General features: G+C 62.8%; 19 protein-coding genes. 13 read left to right on the forward strand and 6 right to left on the reverse strand.

Annotated elements, in window-relative coordinates:
- Positions 1 to 161 precede the first annotated feature (161 nt).
- From SO156_RS03670 to SO156_RS03690, 5 genes are read right to left on the reverse strand one after another with little or no spacing between them, the layout of a single operon-like run.
- The gene (locus tag SO156_RS03670; RefSeq protein ID WP_458142917.1) at positions 162 to 1,259 is read right to left on the reverse strand and encodes a Gfo/Idh/MocA family protein; all 1,098 of its coding nucleotides are present in this window, start codon (positions 1,257 to 1,259) and stop codon (positions 162 to 164) included.
- A gap of 45 nt (positions 1,260 to 1,304) precedes the next feature.
- Positions 1,305 to 2,444 carry an N-acetylglucosamine-6-phosphate deacetylase gene (gene nagA / locus SO156_RS03675; RefSeq protein WP_498533882.1) on the reverse strand — a complete coding sequence of 380 codons (1,140 nt, stop codon included), beginning with the start codon at positions 2,442 to 2,444 and terminating at the stop codon, positions 1,305 to 1,307.
- Positions 2,444 to 3,469 (reverse strand): SIS domain-containing protein, encoded by a 1,026-nt coding sequence (locus tag SO156_RS03680; protein ID WP_458142921.1) that lies wholly within the window; start codon positions 3,467 to 3,469, stop codon positions 2,444 to 2,446. The genes nagA and SO156_RS03680 overlap by 1 nt, the downstream gene beginning before the upstream one ends.
- A complete protein-coding gene (locus tag SO156_RS03685) occupies positions 3,466 to 4,221 on the reverse strand; it encodes a GntR family transcriptional regulator (protein WP_458142922.1) in 756 nt (251 codons plus the stop codon). Before SO156_RS03685 ends, SO156_RS03680 begins: the two co-directional genes overlap by 4 nt.
- Entirely contained in the window at positions 4,212 to 5,090 is an 879-nt protein-coding gene (locus tag SO156_RS03690) for a glucosamine kinase nucleotide-binding domain-containing protein (protein WP_458142924.1), read from the reverse strand. The genes SO156_RS03685 and SO156_RS03690 overlap by 10 nt, the downstream gene beginning before the upstream one ends.
- A gap of 93 nt (positions 5,091 to 5,183) precedes the next feature.
- On the opposite strand from SO156_RS03690, the gene SO156_RS03695 reads away from it, so the two are divergent.
- From SO156_RS03695 to SO156_RS03740, 10 genes are all read left to right on the forward strand, one after another.
- Complete coding sequence (locus SO156_RS03695) at positions 5,184 to 6,128, forward strand: N-acetylmuramic acid 6-phosphate etherase (protein ID WP_498533883.1); 945 nt, start codon at positions 5,184 to 5,186, stop codon at positions 6,126 to 6,128.
- Between the two features lies 1 nt (position 6,129).
- Complete coding sequence (locus SO156_RS03700; protein ID WP_498533884.1) at positions 6,130 to 7,392, forward strand: ABC transporter substrate-binding protein; 1,263 nt, start codon at positions 6,130 to 6,132, stop codon at positions 7,390 to 7,392.
- Between the two features lie 168 nt (positions 7,393 to 7,560).
- A complete protein-coding gene (locus SO156_RS03705; protein ID WP_458142928.1) occupies positions 7,561 to 8,478 on the forward strand; it encodes a carbohydrate ABC transporter permease in 918 nt (305 codons plus the stop codon).
- Between the two features lie 9 nt (positions 8,479 to 8,487).
- Positions 8,488 to 9,321: a carbohydrate ABC transporter permease gene (locus SO156_RS03710; RefSeq protein WP_498533885.1), complete on the forward strand. Its 834-nt coding sequence runs from the start codon at positions 8,488 to 8,490 to the stop codon at positions 9,319 to 9,321.
- 9 nt (positions 9,322 to 9,330) lie between these two features.
- Positions 9,331 to 10,422, forward strand: coding sequence for an ABC transporter ATP-binding protein (locus tag SO156_RS03715; protein WP_498533886.1), 1,092 nt, complete (start codon positions 9,331 to 9,333; stop codon positions 10,420 to 10,422).
- A 3-nt stretch (positions 10,423 to 10,425) separates the two neighbouring features.
- On the forward strand, positions 10,426 to 11,004 hold the full coding sequence (locus tag SO156_RS03720; RefSeq protein ID WP_498533887.1) for a histidine phosphatase family protein: 579 nt from the start codon (positions 10,426 to 10,428) through the stop codon (positions 11,002 to 11,004).
- Between the two features lie 333 nt (positions 11,005 to 11,337).
- Complete coding sequence (locus tag SO156_RS03725) at positions 11,338 to 13,008, forward strand: 3-(methylthio)propionyl-CoA ligase (protein WP_498533888.1); 1,671 nt, start codon at positions 11,338 to 11,340, stop codon at positions 13,006 to 13,008.
- A gap of 33 nt (positions 13,009 to 13,041) precedes the next feature.
- Positions 13,042 to 14,172: an acyl-CoA dehydrogenase family protein gene (locus tag SO156_RS03730; RefSeq protein ID WP_498533889.1), complete on the forward strand. Its 1,131-nt coding sequence runs from the start codon at positions 13,042 to 13,044 to the stop codon at positions 14,170 to 14,172.
- Entirely contained in the window at positions 14,172 to 14,948 is a 777-nt protein-coding gene (locus SO156_RS03735) for an enoyl-CoA hydratase/isomerase family protein (protein WP_458142938.1), read from the forward strand. The genes SO156_RS03730 and SO156_RS03735 overlap by 1 nt, the downstream gene beginning before the upstream one ends.
- On the forward strand, positions 14,948 to 16,105 hold the full coding sequence (locus SO156_RS03740) for an acyl-CoA dehydrogenase family protein (RefSeq protein WP_498533890.1): 1,158 nt from the start codon (positions 14,948 to 14,950) through the stop codon (positions 16,103 to 16,105). Before SO156_RS03735 ends, SO156_RS03740 begins: the two co-directional genes overlap by 1 nt.
- Positions 16,106 to 16,112: 7 nt before the next feature.
- Here the strand turns inward: SO156_RS03740 and SO156_RS03745 are convergent, their stop codons facing one another.
- Entirely contained in the window at positions 16,113 to 16,928 is an 816-nt protein-coding gene (locus SO156_RS03745; RefSeq protein ID WP_498533891.1) for an IclR family transcriptional regulator, read from the reverse strand.
- 135 nt (positions 16,929 to 17,063) lie between these two features.
- Between SO156_RS03745 and SO156_RS03750 the strand changes: the two genes are divergently transcribed.
- From SO156_RS03750 to SO156_RS03760, 3 genes are all read left to right on the forward strand, one after another.
- Positions 17,064 to 17,837, forward strand: coding sequence for an SDR family NAD(P)-dependent oxidoreductase (locus tag SO156_RS03750; protein ID WP_498534044.1), 774 nt, complete (start codon positions 17,064 to 17,066; stop codon positions 17,835 to 17,837).
- 71 nt (positions 17,838 to 17,908) lie between these two features.
- Positions 17,909 to 19,138 carry an ABC transporter substrate-binding protein gene (locus tag SO156_RS03755; protein ID WP_458142944.1) on the forward strand — a complete coding sequence of 410 codons (1,230 nt, stop codon included), beginning with the start codon at positions 17,909 to 17,911 and terminating at the stop codon, positions 19,136 to 19,138.
- Positions 19,139 to 19,233: 95 nt separating this feature from the next.
- Positions 19,234 to 20,127: an SMP-30/gluconolactonase/LRE family protein gene (locus SO156_RS03760; protein ID WP_498533892.1), complete on the forward strand. Its 894-nt coding sequence runs from the start codon at positions 19,234 to 19,236 to the stop codon at positions 20,125 to 20,127.
- Positions 20,128 to 20,133 lie beyond the last annotated feature (6 nt).

Raw genomic sequence — 20,133 nt, forward strand, 5'->3', positions numbered from 1 at the left:
TTGCGGCATAGCGATGGCGTTTGCGCACGTACAGGTCAAAGCTATCTCGCTTCCACGAGGGAAGATCTACGGACCCACTACGAGTGTTCAAATGCTCTGATGGTGTGTGCTTCCTGCCGGGCTCGACGTCCCGCGCCACGACTCCATCCGAGAATCAGTCGCTACAGGCGTACGACCTCGCCGCTGCGAATGCTGGCGTCGGCAGCAAACGCGATGCTTAGCGAGTTGATCGCGGCCTCGTGATGCTCGGACAGATCGATCTCGCCGCGGATCGCCCTCAGAAACAGTTGCTGCTCGCGTTCGCAGAGTTCCTGATGGTTTGGCTCGTCTTCGGTCGAGAGCAGTTCATCGGGCTTCGCGAAATCGCGTTCCGAGTTCAGACCCGCGTGATGGATGCGAATCGCGTTGGTGCGCGTATGGGTGTCATGTTCCGCCGAACGCGCAGTCGCGTCCGTGCTTTCCTTTGCAACGATCGACACGCTGCCGTTCGGTCCGATAATGTCCTTCACGAAATGAGCGGTCTCGCTCATCATCGGCCCCCAACCAACTTCGTACCAACCAACCGATCCGTCTTCGAACACGATGTGAAGATGGCCGTAGTTGTACATGCTAGGTGCAATCTCGTCCGTGAGCCTCGCTCCGACCGCGTGCACCGTGATCGGCCGCGAGCGCGTCACCTGGCACATGATGTCGACATAGTGTACGCCGCAATCGACGATCGGCGAGGTCGATAGCATGAGCTTCTTGTGAACCTCCCAGAACGAGCCGGCCGATTGCTGGTTGAGATTCATGCGCATCACGAGCGGCTTTCCGAGCGTGCGGCCGATTTCGACGAAGCGCGACCATGACGGATGGACGCGCAGGATATAGCCGATCAGCAGCGCCTTTCCGCTCCCTCGCGCGGCTTCAACCACACTCCTGGCGGCCTCCAGCGTGTCGGCCAGCGGCTTTTCGCAGAACACATGCGCTCCTGCCGCGAAAGCCTGAAGAGCCATGACGGCGTGATGTTCGGTGTAAGTGCAAATCGCGACAGCGTCCGGACGCAGTATCGCGAGTGCCTCGTCGTATCGCTCGAAACGCGGCAGACCAGGAAACTCGGCCTCGAGGTCTTGGCGATCGGCCGCACGAGACGTGCAAAGGCCAACGAGTTCGAAGCCTTCGATCGCTCTGTAGGCGCGGGCATGACTGGTTCCCATGGTGCCGAGCCCGACCACGAGCACGCGGATGGGCTGCGTTGCCGACCAAGATGAAGAAGACATGGCTCAATCGCGTCCTTCAATCGAAACAACGCCCGCCAGATCGCGTCAGGGGCGGTCGGCGGTCGACCGGCCCTCGATCCAGGTTTCGAGTACCCGCAAATCGTCGTCGAGATGCACGAGGCTCGCCAGATATCCGGGCGCGATGCGGCCGAGCTCAGTCTCACGCCGTAGAAACGTTGCCGGAATGCGGGAGGCCATCGCGAGAGCATCGGTGAGATCGAGCCTTAGGACGTTGACGGCATAACGCACTGCCTCGTCCATGGTCAGCACCGAACCGGCGAGCGTGTCATCGTCGAGCCGCAGGCAACCATCAACGTTTGTTACGCGGCGGCCCAGCAGATCGAATTGATCGGGACCACCGGCGGCCGGCGGCATCGCGTCGGTAATCAGCATGAAACGATCGCGGCGCTTGGCGGCAAGCGCGATGCGCAGGTTCGCCTCATGCACGTGATGGCCGTCGGCGATGATGCCGACGAACGGCTCGTCGAGATCGAGGGCGGCGCCGACCATACCCGCCTCGCGAACGGCCGGTGCACTCATCGCATTGAACAGATGGGTGAACGCGCGCGCGCCGGCTTCGACCGCGGCGCGCGCCTCCTTGTAGGTCGCATCGGAATGACCGAGCGAGACGAGCACGCCCTGCCGGGCAAGTTCGGCGATGCTCTCCACCCCGACGCGATTGGGCGCGAGCGTCAGCATGACCGAGCCGCAATTCGCTTCGACGATCGTCGCGACGTCGTCGGGCTCGAGGTTGCGGATGTACCTCAGCTCATGCGCGCCCTTGCGGCGCGGATCCAGGAACGGCCCTTCCAGATGGATGCCGAGCGACGCCGGCGTCAGACGCCGCGCCTCGCGCGCGGCGGCAATGGCGATGGCCGTCACTTGCGGCGTGTCGGTTATCAGCGTCGGCAGCAGCCCGACGGTGCCGTGGTTGCGATGCGCGGCCGCGATACGGGCGATGCCCTCGGGCGTCGGATCCTCGTTGAACAGGACGCCGCCGCCGCCGTTGACCTGCACATCGATATAGCCGGGCGCCAGCAGGCCGCCACCGAGATCGCGCGCGGCGCCGCGAGGTCCATCGGCGTAAGGAACGATTGCAGTGATGCGCTCGCCTTCGACGACAACAGAATGGTCATCGAGAAAACGCTCGCCGTCAAAAATCCGCGCACCGGACAGAATGGTCATCAAACAGTCTCCGTCACCTTGCGCAGGTTGCGGGGGCGGTCGGGATCGCGCCCGAGCCGGAGCGCAAGCGTCTCGGCAAGGCGGTAGAAGCGGTGGATCATGACGATCGGCTCCAGAAGTGTCGCTTCGACTTTTGCCGTCGCGAGACGATCGGCCTCGTCGGTGCCACCCGTCTCGATTGTAATCACCGTCGCGCCGGCATTGGTCAGTGCCGTGAGCGTCGGCAGCATGCCTTCGCGCGCCGCGTCGGACGGCAGGAAGGCGATTACGGGAAAGCCCGAAGCCACAAGTTCCGCCGGGCCATGAAGCACCTCCGCTGCAGAGTAGGCCTCGGCGTGAATGGCGCACGTTTCCTTCAGCTTCAGCGCCGCCTCCGCGGCGATCGCAAGCGTCGCGCCGCGGCCAAGCACGAATGCGCTGCGGGCATTTGCCAGCCTCTCCAGCATCGCCGCGGGCGGCGGCGCCGCTTGACCACGCAGGACGTCCGGCAGGCCGGTGAGGGCGTCTGCGAGCTCCCGGTCCTCGCGCCACGCCGCGACAAGGCTCGCGCCCGCGGCGAGACCTGCAACCATCGATTTGGTCGCAGCGACGGAACGTTCCGTGCCTGCGCACAACGGTAGTAGCACTTCGGTCTCTTGCGCGAGCGGTGAGGCGACGTCGTTGACCAGTGCGACGGCCAGCGCACCGCCGCGTCGTGCGGCGCGCTGCATTTCGATGATGTCCGGGCTGCGTCCCGATTGCGAGATCGCGACGGAAACGCCGCCTTCAAGCCGCATGGGCGTACGGTAAAGCGTCGCGATGGACGGGCCGATGGAGGCACAAGGCACCCCCGAAACGATCTCGACGAGGTATTTCAGATAGAGCGCGCAGCAATCCGACGAGCCGCGGGCGATGGTCGCGACGAGCGGTGGATCGAGGGCGCGCAGACGCGCGCCAAGTTCAGCGAGTCGCTCCGCATTCTTGCCAAGCTGGCGCGCCACTGCATCGCCTGTCTCGCCGATCTCCTCAAGCATGTGGGTCGTCATCGATGCGCCTTTCGGGCCGGTGGCGATAGCGTGAGTTCGGAGACGAAATCATAGGCGTCGGCTCGGTACCAGGATTTCGTGAATTCGACGCAAGATCCGTCGGCGAGATAAGCGATACGCTGGATATAGAGCGCGGGGCTGTCCGGTGCGACGCCGAGCAGTTCCGCATCCGCACTATCGACGAGGGTTGCACGCAAGCGCTGCAGGCCCCGGGTGGGCCTGAAGCCGCGCGCGGAGAGCGCCTCGTAAAGCGAACCGCCGACCGAATCCTGTTCAGGAAGAAAACGTATCGGCACGGCAGCGCGCTCGATCGCCATGGGCGAATCGTCGGCCAGGCGCAGGCGGCCGAGCCGGAACACGCGTTCGTTCGGCCGCACGCCAAGCATCATTGCCTCTTCCGGCGTTGGTAGGAACACGCCGCGTTCGAGCTCGCGCGAACTCGCCTCCAATCCACGCAGCCGCATGTCTTCCGTGAAGCTCGTCAGGCGCGAGGAAGGCTGTTCGACGCGCGGCGTTGCGCGATGGATAAAGGTCCCGGCGCCATGGCGGTGAAACAGCACTCCTTCAGCGATCAGATCGGCGATCGCCTTGCGCAGCGTGGTGCGCGATACGTCGAGCAGCTCGCACAATACGCGCTCCGCCGGCAGCAATTGCGTTTCCGCGAAGCGACCCGTCTCGATCTCGCGCCGAAGCGCGTCGACCACGGCACGATAGAGCTTCTGGCCCGGCGCGGTTTCGACGGTCATGGACATGCCGCGTCCTCCGCGAGCGTTCCGCCGGCGAGCAGGATTGCGCCATCGACTGCGTCGCGCCGCGGCGGGGCGAGGCGCTTGGCCACATCAGGCGGCAAAAAGGGGCGCAAGGGCTCACCGAAGCCGCCGGCGAGCGCAATGCGCTCGGCGCCGTGCGCATTCAGCGCATTCGCAAGCGCCGCTATCGCGCTGGCGGATTCGCCGACAATTTCGCGCGCGCGCAGATCTCCGGACCTGGCGACGTCAAGGATCTCGGGTGCGAAGGCGCCGTAGTCTCGGGGCCTTGCGTCCGCTGCCCAGCGGCTCATCCGTAACGGATCGTTATCGAAATGGCGACCGAGCGCTTGCGCCAGGCCGCTCATGGGCTCAAGGCCGTCGATCGCGCGCAGCGTCGCGCGCAACGCCGACTCGCCGAGGCGTGCGGCCGATCCGTCATCGCCGAGCCAGAAACCGCGTCCGCCGATGATAGTCGTTCGACCTCCCACGCGAGCTATGCCCGCCGAGCCCGTACCCGCGATGATCAGTCCGCCGTCGCCGAGCCCATTGGCGCCGACGCAGGCCGCGACAGCATCATTGACAGCGACGATGCGCGCAAAGCCGGGCAGGGCAGCGGAGACGCGCTCTGCTTCCTTGTCATCAGAAAGCCCGGCAAGGCTAAGGCCGACAGCGATCTCCTGCCTTGGCGTGCCGGGGGTGATCGCGGCATCGATCGTTTCACGGACGACCCGCGTGGCCTCGTCGAAATCGAGATAGATATTCGAAGCCGGCCCGAGACCATGCCCCAGTTCGCGGCCCAACGAATCCCGCAGCCTCGCGCGGCAGCGGGTCGCGCCACCATCCAAACCGAGGAAGAACTGCGCCTTCGCCAAGGAGCCTCCTAAAAAATTTCTTAACGCCTCTAGACAAGTGGTATGTCACGTGGCTAAAACAAATACAAGAGGTATCTACCATTGGTATTCACGATGTCGGGGCTGCCGAACTTGGAGGTGGACGGGGAGGGATGGCGCGACACCGGCGCGGTGGTCGACGATGCCGTGTTCGCAGAGGCGATGCTCGCATCCTATCGCCGCGCAGTCGCCTCGGTCGCGGCTGTCTCCGCCGACATTCGCGCTGCCGCGCTTCGCCTCGCCGCGATCTGGCGGGCAGGCGGGCGTCTGGTCTATGCGGGTGCAGGCTCCTCTGGTCTTGCGGCGGCCGAAGATGCGGCCGAGCTTCCGGGCACGTTCGGCCTTGAGGAGAGCCGCATCGCAATCGTCCTGCCCGGCGGGACCGCTGATCCGTTCCGCATCGATGGGGCCGCGGAGGACGATGCCGCAGCCGGTGAGCGGGCTATGACCGGGCTTGGTGACCTCTCTCGTGATGCCGTGATCGTCGTATCTGCGAGCGGCTCGACGCCGTTCACTGTCGCGGCCGCCGCCGAGGCGCGCCGTCGCGGCGCATTCGTGATCGGCATCGCGCATCGTCCAGGCTCGCCCTTGCTCGTCGGCGCCGACGCGTCGATCCTGCTCGAAAGCGGGGAGGAGGCGCTGCGCGGCTCGACACGGCTCGCGGCCGGAGCTGCGCAAAAGGCCGCGCTCGGCATGCTCTCGTCATTGATGGGATTCGAGCTTGGTCACATCCATCAGGGCCTGATGGTCAATCTGAAGGCCGACAATGCGAAATTGCGCGAGCGGGCGCGCGGAATCGTCGCAACAATTGCCGGCGTCAGCAATGCGGAAGCGGAGGCGGCGCTGCGCGAGGCCGGCGGCGAGGTCAAGCCGGCAATCCTGATTGCCTGCGGTATCGTCAGCATGAGCGAAGCCGTTACGTCGCTCGCTGCTGCGGAAGGCCGGATAGACGACGCGTTGCGCCGCGCACGCGCAAGAGCCAACGAAATCAAGGGCGAAGGCCCGAACAAGGGAGCGTAACATGAGACGGACATTCAAGGCTGCAATGGGAGCTGAGGTTGCCGCGTTGGCGTTGCTTGCGGGGCTTGCGTCGGCCCAGGCAGGCTCGTTGAAGATCGAGAGCTGGCGCAACGACGACGCCGACATCTGGAACTCGAAGATCATTCCCGCCTTCAACAAGCATTATCCCGACATCAAGATCGAATTCGCGCCTTCGGCGCCCAAGGAATACAACGCCGCCCTCAACGCGCGGCTCGATGGTGGCACCGCCGGCGACCTCATTACGTGCCGTCCGTTCGACGCCTCGCTCGCGCTCTACCAGAAGCATCAGCTCGACAGCGTCGACGGCCTCAAGGGCATGGACAATTTCTCCGATGTCGCGAAAGCCGCATGGCAAACCGACGACGGCAAAACGACCTTCTGTGTTCCGATCGCCTCCGTCATCGCCGGGTTCATCTACAACAAGGAAGCTTTCGCCAAGGTCGGCGTGTCCGAGCCGAAGACGCTCGAGGAATTTCACGCGGTACTTGAGAAACTGAAGAAGGACGGGACATACGTCCCGCTGGTGATGGGAACGGCTGACCAGTGGGAGGCCGCAACCATGGGATTCCAGAACATCGGCCCCGACTATTGGAAAGGCGAGATCGGTCGCGCCAATCTGATTGCAGGCAAGGAGAAGCTCACCGACCCGCAATATGTCGCGGCATTCAAGGAGATCGCCAGCTGGGCGCCGTATCTGGGATCGGGCTTCCAGGCGCAGACCTACGCCGACAGCCAGAACCTGTTCTCGCTCGGCAAGGGCGCTATCTATGCGGCTGGCTCGTGGGATATCTCGACGTTCCGCGGTCAGGCGAAATTCGCGATGGGTGCATTTCCGCCGCCGCAGCCGGCCGGCACGACGGATTGCTACATCTCCGATCACACCGACATCGCGATGGGCGTCAACGCAGCGTCGACGAACAAGGAGGACGCGAAGAAGTTCCTGGAATGGCTGACGACGCCGGAATTCGCAACGATCTACGCCAACGCGCTTCCCGGCTTCTTCCCCCTCGCCAAGACTCCGGTGAAGGTCGAGGACGACGTCGCGGCGACGATGGTCGGATGGCGCCAGACCTGCAAGTCGACGATCCGCAACTCGTATCAGATCCTGTCGCGCGGTACGCCGAATCTGGAAAACGAGCTTTGGAACGTATCGGCGCAGGTCGTCAACGGCAAGCTGACGCCTGATGCCGCCGGCAAGCAACTGCAGGACGGCCTCGACAAGTGGTACAAGCCCGCTAAGTGACACCAGTCCCTCTCCCCGCGTGCGCGGGGAGAGGGACCTTCCGTCGTTTGGTTATGCACACTCCGCTAACACATGGCGCGAGCCTCAAGCGCGGAGAGGGACGATAACGCACGCTGGGTTTGATCTCTTTTCGCCATGCCAGAATCCGTCTCGAACATTACCGCTCAGATGCCTCGCGCAAGACTCGCGGGCCTCCTGCTGTTCTTTCTCGGACCTGCGGTTGCGATCTACAGCCTGTTCTCGATCTATCCGCTCGTTGCGACGATGGCGCTCTCCACCTACACAAGCGATCCGTCTGGAGCCCGGTATTTCGTCGGGCTTGCCAATTTCGGGACGCTGCTCGGCGACGCGCTGTGGTCGAAGCCGTTCTGGAATGCCTTTAGCAATAATCTGATATTCTTTGCCGTGCATATGTGCGTGCAGAATCCGATCGGTATCGCGCTCGCAGGATTGCTGAGCCTGCCGGGGTTGAGGCTCAAGGGTTTCTATCGCACCGTCATGTTTCTGCCGACGATGCTTTCGGTCGTCATCGTTGGCTTCTCCTGGAACTTGATCCTATCCCCGCTCTGGGGCGTAGCTGCTGGCGCTTTGAAGGCCGTGGGGTTGGGCTCACTGTTTGCTCCCTGGCTGGGGCTCGAATCGAGCGCGCTCGTAACACTGTCCCTCATTTCCGTCTGGCAATTCGTCGGCATCCCGATGATGTTGATCTATGCTGCGCTGCTCAACATCCCCGAAGAGCTGATCGACGCAGCACGCGTCGACGGGCTCGGACATTTCCGTATCTTCTTCCACATCAAGCTTCCGCTGGTCCTGCCGACGATCAGCCTGGTCTCGGTCTTGACCTTCGTCGCCAACTTCAACGCTTTCGATCTGATCTATTCAGTCAAGGGCGCGCTTGCGGGGCCGAATTTCGCGACCGACATTCTCGGCACGTTCTTCTACCGCACTTTCTTCGGCAACCAGCTCCAGCTCGGCAATCCGACGATGGGCGCCGCGGTCGCGACGGTGATGTTCTTCATCATCCTCCTTGGCCTTTGTCTCTATCTCTTCCTCGTGCAGCGGCGCATCCGCCGTTACGCTTTCTGAGGAGCCGGCATGACAGCGGAGCAGCGCGCAAGGAGCTTCAGCGTCCATCTCGTCCTGATCGCGTACAGCCTGCTGGCGGTAGGCCCGATCCTGCTTGTCGTTATGAATTCGTTCAAGGTTCGTAGCGCCATCTTCGGTAGCCCGCTCGCGCCGCCGGATGCTACAACCTTCAGCCTCATTGGCTATGAGAAAGTCTTTCGCTCCTCCCATATCCTGACCTACTATTCGAACTCGCTGATCGTGACCCTCGTCAGCATGGCGCTCGTGCTGCTGTTTGGCGCGATGGCGGCCTGGGCGCTGACCGAGTACCGCTTTCGCGGTTCGACGGCGCTCGCGCTGTTTCTGTCGATCGGAATCATGGTGCCGATCCGGCTTGGCTCCGTCGCGATTCTCAACATGATGCGGTCGGCCGGCCTCAACGACACGTTGACGGCCCTGATTCTCGTCTACGTCGCGCAAGGCCTGCCGTTGTCGATCTTCATATTGAGCGAGTTCATCCAGCAGATCCCAAAGGACCTGCGCGACGCTGCGCGCTGCGACGGCGTGCCGGAAACCCGCATCTTTTTCGAGGTGGTCGCGCCGCTGCTGCGGCCGGCGATCGCGACCGTCGCCGTTTTCACTATCGTGCCGATCTGGAACGACCTGTGGTTTCCGCTGATCCTGACGTCGAGCGATTCGACGCATACGGTCACGCTCGGCGTGCAGCAGTTTCTTGGCCAATACATCACCGACTGGAATTCCGTGCTCGCCGCACTGTCTATGGCGATCCTGCCGGTCGTCGTGATCTACGTGATTCTCTCGCGCCAACTCATCGCAGGTCTCACCTCCGGCGCGGTCAAATAGGTTGTCAGAATGGCCAATCTGCGCATCGAGCACCTCAATAAACGTTATGGCGCGACGACCGTGCTCAACGACGTTAACCTGGACATCCAGGATGGCGAATTCGTCGTTCTCGTCGGCCCATCGGGGTGCGGAAAGTCGACGCTTCTGCGGATGATTGCCGGGCTCGACGGCGCGTCGGGCGGCGACATCCATATCGCCGGCAAGCTCGTCAACACGCTCGCACCCGCCGAGCGCGGCATCGCAATGGTGTTCCAGTCCTACGCGCTCTATCCGCACATGAACGTGCGCAAGAACATGACGTTCGGGTTGAAATTCACCGGGGTGCAGCCGCCTGAGCGCGAACGGCGCGTGGCAGAGGCGGCCCGCATGCTGCGGCTCGACGAATTGCTCGAGCGCTATCCGCGCGATCTCTCCGGCGGACAGCGTCAGCGCGTTGCGATCGGTCGTGCGATCGTGCGCGAGCCCGCCGTTTTCCTGTTTGACGAGCCGCTCTCCAATCTCGACGCGGCCTTGCGCGTCTCGACACGGGTCGAGATCGCGAATCTGCATCGAATGCTGAAGTCGACCATCGTCTACGTCACGCACGACCAGGTCGAAGCGATGACGCTCGCCGACCGCATCGTCGTGATGAACAAGGGCTGCATTGAGCAGGTCGGCAGGCCGCTCGATCTCTACTATACGCCTGCAAATCTGTTCGTTGCCGGGTTCATCGGCTCGCCTGCGATGAATTTTTTCGAGGCGAAGGTTGCCAGTGTCGATGGCGGATGCGTACGCGTCGCGGGACCCGGCTTTCGTAGCTTCGATCTGCCAGTAACCTCATTGAAGGTTGGCGACACGCTGACGGTCGGTGTCCGTCCGGAGCACCTTGGCCGAGGGGAAGGCGGTCCCTTCGCTGTAGAAGGCGTCGTTGAACTGGTCGAACGGCTCGGCGAAGCCTCCTTTGCCTATGTTCGCCGTGCTGACGACAGGCTGTTCGTTGCCGAGGTGCGCGGCAGGCAGACCCCGATGCCCGGCGAACGGGCTATGCTCAATGCCGCAGCTCGGGACGTGCACGTCTTCAATGCCGCGGGGCTGCGGGTCTCGACGCAGAACGATGCGTAGCTCATGACGAGCCTCGTACGCTATCTCACCCATCCCCAGGTGAACATTGATCCGGCGATTCCCGTTCCATCCTGGGGCCTGAGTGAGGTCGGGAGGGCTCGCATGGAGGCAGTGGCGGGTACGAGAGAGCTCTCACGCACCACGCAGATCATCTCCAGTGGTGAGCGGAAGGCAATCGAGACCGCCGAGATCATCGCCGCAAAGCTGAACGTCGAGGTCGAGGTGCGGGAGGCAATGCACGAGAATGACCGATCCGCTACTGGCTTCCTGATGCCTGATGAATTTGAGGCGGTTGCCAATCAGTTTTTTGCGCAGCCCCGGATTAGCGTTCGAGGCTGGGAGCGGGCGGTTGACGCACAGCGGCGCATCGTTCACGAGGTCGAGCACGTCTTGGCCCGGAATAAACCGGGCGACGTGCTTTTTGTCGGCCACGGTGGCGTCGGCACTCTGCTGTATTGCCACTGTTTTGGCGTCGCGATTGATCGTGCTTATGACCAGCCCGGCGGCGGCGGTTTCTATTTTGCGTTCGGCAGAGAAGACCGCCGCGTGCAATATTCATGGCGTCGGCTCGAAGACCTCTGATCTTTTCGCGGGACGAATCTTGATCGCGAGTGGCCGTGTGGTCAGAAGTTGGTAGGTGGCTTGGCATCGCGCAGGGGCCGTTCGCGGCACAAGCAGGAGCGTGTCCAGGGGCGGCGGCGCTTGCGAGCGTCCCGAAGCGACCCCATCGCGCTGTAGCCTTACTCTCACAATTTGGCTTGCGCCATGATGGTGCAGGGAGCACTCCGAGCGAAGACGAAGCGATCGTCGCTCGCGCATTTTCAAGGATGTGAAATTCGCCTTCGCGCGGATCGTTTCGTTTGACAGTTTGCACCGCCACCAAGAAATGTCTGGGAGAGGACGGCAAGATCAACAATGGCCGCCCGCAGCTGGGATTACGGAGGAGGCGGCTCAGTGCTCGGATTGATGCAGGATCGACCTTTACTGATCTCGAGTCTGATCGAGCATGCGGCGCGTTTCCACCCCAGGACAGAGATCGTCAGCAAGACCTGCGAGGGGACGATCCATCGCAGCAATTATGCCGGATTGCGGTCGCGCGCAGCAAAGCTCGCAAAGGCGCTGATCAAGCTCGGCGTCAAGCCGGGCGATCGCGTCGCGACGCTCGCCTGGAACACCCATCGTCACATGGAGCTCTATTTCGCTGTATCCGGCATCGGCGCGGTGCTGCACACCGTCAATCCGCGCCTGTTTCCCGAGCAGATCGACTATATCATCAACCACGCCGAAAATCGGGTGCTGCTGTTCGACATCACCTTCGCCGATCTCGTTCAGAAGCTGCGGCCGAATCTCGTCACTGTCGACAAACTGGTAGCGATGACGGACAATGCGCACCTTCCAGCTCAGCTTCCCGGCTGCCTCTGTTACGATGCGCTCGTTGAGGCGGAGGACGACATCCTGACCTGGCCGGCGTTCGACGAGCGAACGGCGTCGTCGCTCTGCTACACATCCGGCACGACCGGCAACCCCAAGGGGGTGCTCTACAGCCACCGTTCGACCATCCTGCATTCGTTTGTCGCCTGCGCGAACGATGGTCTTAAGCTGGCGAGCAGTGACAGCGTTCTTCTCGTCGTGCCCTTGTTTCACGTGAACGCATGGGGGATTCCCTACGCGGCAGCAATGTGCGGAGCCAAGGTCGTGCTGCCCGGTCCAAGCCTGGATGGCAAGAGCATCTTCGATCTCGCCGTGCAAGAAGGCTGCAATTTCTCGCTTGGCGTGCCGACCGTGTGGCTCGGCTTCTTCAAGTACGTCGAGGAAAACCCAAGGCTCGATCTTTCCGCAATCAAGCTCGAGCGCGTGGTCGTCGGGGGATCCGCCGCGCCGCGCAGCGTCATCGAGAAGTTCCGCAATGTCTTCGACGCGTTCGTCATCCACGCTTGGGGCATGAGCGAAACAAGCCCGCTTGGCTCTATTGGCAATCTTCTGCCGGTTCATCGCGATCTGCCGGCGGCCGACCAAGTGTCTATGCAGTGCAAGCAGGGGCGCGCGATCTACGGCGTCGAGATTAGGATTGTGGGCGAAGACGGAACGCCGCTGCCGCATGACGGCGCAAGCGCCGGAAACCTGATGGTGCGCGGGCCCTGGGTCGCGTCGGGCTATTTCAAGGGAGAGGGCGGGGCGGTTCTGGATGCGGAAGGCTGGTTTGCGACGGGAGACGTCGCAACCATCGACGCCGACGGTTACATCCAGATCACGGATCGCTCGAAAGATGTGATCAAGTCCGGCGGCGAGTGGATCTCGTCGATCGACCTCGAAAATGTCGCGGTCGCCCATCCGGCCGTGCAGGAGGCTGCGGTCATCGGACTGCCGCATCCGAAATGGCAGGAGCGGCCGCTTCTGGTCGTGGTCCGCAAACCGGACACAGACCCTGCACCCGAGGACATCCTGGACTACATGTCGGGCCGTGTCGCCAAGTGGTGGTTGCCAGACGATGTCGTCTTCGTCAACGAGTTGCCGCACACCGCGACCGGGAAGCTGCAGAAGACCAAGCTGCGCGAATTGTTCAAAGACCATGCATTGCCGACCTAACGTCGGCGCTGGCGTCACCGAGAATCAGAGACCATGCCCGAACTGATGCTGGACGATCCCGACGGTACACTTCTGATGCTTCGTGACAGCGTCACCGGCTTTGCCGCGCGCTTTCCAGGTGCCAAGGCCATGCGCGACAAACGCGCCCGCGGCGGGACCATGGATCCGCTGATCTGGTCCGCGATGGCGGAAGCTGGCTGGATCGGGCTGTTGTTGCCCGAAGAATGCGGCGGTGCGGGTCTCGGGCCGCGCGAGCAGGCTGTCCTCAGCGAGGCGCTGGGGCGTGCCCTGATCGCCGAACCAACCGGCACGGCCTCGGTCTTTACCGCGACGTTGCTTGCCGGCGCTTCGCCGGGGGCAGAGCGCAACCGTTTGGCGGCCGGAATAGCCAGCGGCGAGATTGTCGCGGTGCCGGCATGGACATCCGGCGCGGACTCGGTTGTCGCGCGCAGCGTCAATGGCAGCATCGCTCTGTCGGGCGAAACACGCTTCGTCGATGCGGCGCGTGCCGCGACGGATTTCCTTGTGGTCGCCCAGGACGTCGACGGTGTCATGCTTCTGAGCGTCGCCGCCGATGCAGACGGGGTGACGATATCGGAACGGGCCGGGGTTGATGGCAGTGCGCTTGCGACCATCTCGTTTTCCGATTGTGCGGTCGCGGCGGATCGCGTGCTGTCGCGCGCGAACCGATCCGAGGATCTGCTCCGCCAGGCGATCCGGCATACGCGGCTGGCGCTCGCGGCCGAGCTGACCGGGCTCGCATCGAAAGCACTCGAACTCACGATCGCCTATACGAGCGACCGCGTGCAGTTCGGCAAGCCGATCGGCAGCTTCCAAGCCATCCAGCACCGTCTGGTCGACATGTGGATCGAGGCGGAATTCGCCGCCGCAGCCGTGATCAACGCGGTCGATGCGCTGCAGGCGGACGATGACGATACGGCGGAGCTTGCCGTATTGGCGGCCAAGGCACGGGCGGGCGAAGCCGCATTCTCGATCTGCCGTCGCGCGGTGCATCTTCATGGCGCCATGGGGTACACCGACGAATGTGACATCGGTCTCTATCTGAAGCGCACCATCAATCTCAATGCCATGCTGGGACAGCCGGAACAGCTGCGCCTGGAGTTTGTCGAACGCGAAAGCGGCCATCGCCGCGGGAGGACCTAATGGATAACAATCTGATCAAGACCGAGATCAAGGATCACATTGCGGTCGTGACGATGGATGCGCCGCCGGTGAACGCGCAATCCAAGGAGTTCGTCGAAGAGTTCATTGCTGTCTTCGACGAACTGAACGAGACCCCGACAGTGCGTGTGATCGTCTTGACCGGTGCCGGAAAGACCTTCTCGGCTGGCGCCGACATCAAATCGCGGGGCAAGGTCGGCGCGGTGCCGGGCGACACCTATCGCCATCTGCGGCGGGCGCGCGAGGTCGGCTTCTGCATCATCGAATCCAACAAGCCGGTGATCGCCGCGGTGAACGGTCCGGCGCTGGGAGCTGGCCTCGGCCTCGCGCTCTGCTCGGACATCATCCTGGCCTCCGAGAACGCGGTGTTCGGTCTGCCCGAGATCGATGTCGGGTTGATGGGCGGGGTGCGGCATACGATGCGGATCATTCCGCATACGCTGGCGCGCCGCATGGTGCTGACCGGCTACCGGGTGCCGGCGGCCGAGCTCTATCGCCGCGGCATCATCGAGGACTGCCTGCCTCGGGAAGAGCTGATGCCCGCTGCCCTCAAGATGGCCGCCGAGATCGCAAAGAAGAGCCCGATGGCGCTCAAGCTCGCCAAACGCGCGATCAATACGGTCGAAACGATGGGCCTCAAGGACGGCTATCGCTTCGAGCAGAACCTCACGGTGGAGATGACACAGCACGACGATTCCAAGGAAGCGATGCGGGCGTTCATGGAGAAGCGCACCCCGATCTTCAAGGACGTGCTTTGATGGCGTCCGACTGGAACGACATTCCCGACGAAGAGTTCAGGTCGATCTTTCGCGCGTGGGTTGACCAGAACTGCCCGGTCCATCTGCGCTACATGCGCAAGCAGCGTCCGCTCTTCAACGAAGTCGCCGAGTGGTATCATGCGCTGGCCGCCAAGGGCTGGCTGGCTCCCACCTGGCCGCGGCAGTACGGCGGCATGGGCCTCTCAGCGGCCAAGCACATGATCTATGTCGAGGAATGGGGACGCCTTGGCTGTCCGCGCATTCCGGATCATGGCATCGGGCTTGTCGGTCCACTCCTCATCGAGTACGGCTCCGAAGAACAGAAGGCCCACTATCTGCCGCGGATATTGTCCGGCGAGCACGTCTGGTGTCAGGGTTATTCGGAGCCCAATGCGGGATCCGATCTCGCGAGCCTGCAGACGTCGGCGGTGCTGGATGGCGATGAGTTCGTGGTCAACGGACAGAAGATATGGACGACGCTAGCCCATTGCGCAAATTGGATCTTCGTCCTCGTTCGTACCGAACGTGACGCCAAGGTGCGCCAGAAGGGTATCACCGTCCTGTTGCTCGACCTGTCGTCGCCCGGTGTTCGCGTCCGGCCAATTGCAAATCTGCGTGGCGAGGCCGACTTTTGCGAGGTCTTCTTCGACAATGTGCGTGTGCCGCTGAAGAACCTGGTTGGCAAGGTCAATGAAGGCTGGACCGTCGCGAAGTCAGTGCTTGGCCACGAACGCATCTTCCTGGGGGCGCCGACGCGCCCTGAATACGCGCTCGAGCGTCTGCGACGGCTCGCGGAAGCCCGCGGCGCGTTCGAAGATCCTGCGTTCATGTCGCGCTTCGCCCGCCTGAGGCTCGATCTCTACGACCTCGGATCCGCCTTCGAGCGCTATGCGAAGGTTCTGCGCGCTGGCGGAGAGCTCGGCGCCGATGTCTCTGCTCTCAAGATCTTCACGACCGAGCTCTACCAGCGGATCACCGAGGAAATGCTCACGGTCGCGGGTGAAGAGGCGCGGCTTGCTGACGATCTCACCGCTGGGGATGTCGAGATCGACGCAATGAACCTGTTTCTCGATTCGCGTTCGCCCGCGATTTTCGGCGGCTCCAACGAGATACAACGTAACATCCTCGCCAAGGCGGTGCTGCGTCTTCCCGGTTAGTGCTGCGTCAGAAGGCGATGTCGATCTGCTGGTCGAGGGAATCGTCCACCTTGACCGACTTTGCCGCCCGCTGCAGGACGGCGAGGTAGCGATTGAAGTTCTGACGGATCCGCTCGGCAGCGCCGCCGAGGCCGATGACCATGGGCTGATTCTGGATCGTCACGGGCAGCAGGACGCAGATCGTCGCGCCGCCCTGAATGGGAATGTCTTCGGCAGAGCAATATCCCTTGCCGCGGATCTGTCGAATGCGAGTCATCATGTCGAGCAGCTTCACGCGATCCGATGCGTTGGGCGTGGCGATGTTCGCACGGCGAATGATGTTGTCGACCTTCCCGTCCGACATCGTGGACATCAAGAGCCAGCCCAGTGCCGATTGAGTCAGTGGGCGCAGCGTCCCCTCGTCGACGTGAAAGCGAAGCGGGTGGATCGATTGCACGATCTTGACGTATTGCAGGTAGACGTCGTTCGTTGTTCCGATCGAAACTGTTTCGCCGGTGGCCGCGTGGACATCGTGCATGGCTTCGAGCGTTCGGCTGTTGCCGAACAGAGCTCGCGGAATCCAATCGCCCAGCGATGTCACCTTGGGCGTCGGGAAGTAGACGCGCATGCGTCGGTCGTAATTCAGATATCCCATGCTGACGAGTGTCTTGAGCAGAACGGTCGTGCTCGACGGCGGATAGCCGAGCGCGAGCCCGATCTCGGACATCGCGCGCGGCTGTCGAACGTTCATGAAGAATTGTAGAATCTCGAGTGCCCGCAGCGCTGACTTCACGGTGGATGGTCCACCCGGCATCGCCGCGGATTTCGTTGCCGGCGCTTGCATGTTTCGCGTCCCCATCGCCGCTAGAAATTCACGGATGTGAAAGTCGGCTTCACAAATGAATTATATTTTGTTTGCCCCAACTGCGCATGACAAGGTGCCTCCAGTCAAGGCCAAGAGGGCGAAACATTGGCCGAGGTGGAGGACGTCGTGGGAAGCGGCAGGTTGCAGGGGCGCGTGGCGCTCGTCACGGGCGGGGGGCGAGGCATCGGCCGCGCCATTGCGGAAGCGTTCGCGCGCGAGGGCGCGGCGGTCGGAGTGCTCGACCTGAAGGTGGACGTGGCTGAAGCTGCGGCACGCGCAATCGTCGCAGATGGCGGCAAGGCTATTGCGATCGTGGGCAATGCTGGCGTGCGGGCCCATGTATTTGCTGCGGTCGATCGTCTTGTCGAGGCGTTTGGTCCGCCGACCATCCTGGTCAACAACGCGATGTGGAATCGTTACGGACCGCTGGAGCAGCAGACTGAGGAGATGGTCGGCCGGATGATCGATGTCGGCCTGAAGGGCGTGATCTGGGGCTATCAGGCGGTTCTTGCACCAATGACTGCGGCCGGCGGCGGAGCCATCGTGAATATCGGGTCACCGTCGGCTGTGCTCGCGATGGTGAATGGCGTGATGTACAGCGCGGTGAAGGCCGCGGTGGCGGGCGCAACGCGCTCCGCTGCGGCCGAGTTCGGTCCGCGCGGAATCCGCGTGAATGCGATCGCGCCTGGGCCGACGCCGACCGATGGCGCCAATCTCGTCGTTAGCGAGGAGGCGTGGGAGCGACGGCGCGCGCGTGTGCCGATCGGACGCCTCGGCGAGACACGCGACGTGGCGAATGCGGCAGTATTTCTTGCGAGCGACGAGGCGAGCTTCATCACCGGCGACATGTTGTTCGTCGATGGAGGAATTACCTACGCGTTCTCTTGAGCGCGCATCAACCGTTCATTGGGCGCCCGCCACAACAAGAAAACTCCGCGGGCAGAGGGAGGAGGAAGCACATGAGAGTGTCGGTTGCCTATGTCGCCGCTGTGGCGATCCTGTTGGGTGCAATATCATCTGGCGCTGCACCGGTCGTGGCGCAGGGGATTTCCGGGGACGTCGTCAAGATTGGCGTCATGAACGACCAGACCGGTCCCTATTCAGACAATTGCGGGCCGGGTTCGGTTGTCGCCGCGCGACTTGCGATCAGCGACTTCGGTGGTGCCGTCAACGGCAAGAAGGTCGAGCTCGTCGTGGCCGACGACCAGAACAAGCCGGACATCGGCGTTTCCATTGCGCTGCGCTGGCTGGACAATGAAGGCGTGGATGCGATCGTCGGATGCTCGGCGTCCTCGATCGCGCTCGGCGTGCAGGACGTCATGAGGAACCGGAAGAAGCCCTATCTCCTGGCGGGAACGGCGGCCTCGGTTTTCACCAACGAAAAATGTTCGCCGATGACGACGCAATGGACGATGGACACCTATGCGCTGCCGAAGGCGACGGTGAAATCGCTGCTGGCACGGGGGCTGGATACCTGGTTCTTTGTCACCGTCGACTACTCCTTCGGCAAGGCCTGGCAGGCTGACACCACGAACTTCATCAAGGCCGACGGCGGCAAAGTCGTCGGTTCCGTCCTGCATCCGCTCAATTCTTCGGACTTCTCCTCGTTCCTGCTGACGGCCCAATCGAGCGGAGCGAAGGTCATCGCGCTGGCAAATTCGGGTTCGGACTTCGCCAATGCCATGAAGCAGGCTCAGGAATTCGGGCTCACACAGAAGCAGCAGCTTGCCCCGCTGGGATTGATGATCAATCAGACACATAGCATCGGCCTGCAGCCGCTGCAGAACGTGCGCCTGACGACGCCCTTCTACTGGGACATGACCGACGAGACGCGCGCCTTCGCTAAGCGCTACCAGGCGGCGTTCAATGGCCGGGTCCCGAACGAGGCGCAGGCAAGCACTTACAGCGCCGTCACGCACTATCTCAAGGCGATCGCCGCGACGCAGACCGACGACGGCGAGGCGGTGATGCGACAAATGAAGATCACACCCATCAATGATTTCGAGATGAAGAACGTCGGCATTCGTGCCGACGGACAGGTGATGCGGCCGCTTTATGGTGCCCGCATCAAGACGTCGGCCGAGTCGAAGTATCCTTATGACTACTACGAGATCACCGACACAATTCCAGCCGATGACGCCTGGCGGCCGGCGGCGGAGAGCGCCTGCGATCTCCTGAAGACGCAATAAGCGCAGTGACGGGCCGGCTTGACCGGCCCGTCACCCTCTCGCACCCCCCAACTTCGCGAGATGACACGAGACGAGACTTAGCCGGAAGTTCCTTGATGGCGCTGCAAGTGAGCAGGATATCGACGACAGCTGCACAGCTTGGCGAAAGCCCGGTCTGGGATGTCACGCGACAGCGGCTCTATTGGGTCGATGGCGTCTCGCGCCGAATCCACGGCTATGAACCCGAGCGCGGGATCGCGCGGCACTGGGACGTGCCGTCCATGGTCGGCTCGGTTGGGCTGGCCAAAGGCGATGGGTTGATTGTCGCGCTCGCGGACGGCATCTACCGGCTCGATCTCGGCTCAAGCGAGCTGACGGCGCTATTCCAGCCCGAACCACGCGATCCGCGCGTGCGTTTCAATGACGGCAAAGTCGATCGTTGGGGACGGTTTCTCTGCGGTACCATGGGCGTCCACGCCGAGCCGCTGGGGCAGCTCTTTCGCATCGACGCCACCGGTGCGCACACAGTGCTCGCCGGCGACATTCGCATTTCGAATGCGCTCTGCCTCAGCCCCGACGGCCGCACCATGTACTTCGCCGACAGCCTCGATCGGGCGATCCGCGCCTATCGGTACGAGCCCGGCGATGCGTTCGATCCGGAGCCGCGGATCGTCATCGACACCGGGCCATATCAGTCGGGACCTGACGGGGCGACGGTCGATTGCGATGGCTGCCTCTGGGTTGCGCTCGTGCAGGTGGGCAAGATTGCGCGCTTCACCCCGCAAGGGGGGCTTGATCGTCTCATCGACGCGCCGACCGACTTGCCCTCGTCGGTGGCCTTCGGCGGATCCGATCTGTCGACGCTCTATGTGACGTCGATCAAGGATTCAGGATCGGGACGCGCCGTCTCGCGACACCCGGACGGAGGCTTTCTGTTCGCGATCGACGGCCTCGGCGTGACCGGCTTGCCCGAGGCGCAATTCGGACTTCCGTCAATTCCTGCCAGTTGAGAATAT

The organism is Bradyrhizobium sp. UFLA05-125 (genome assembly GCF_059803515.1).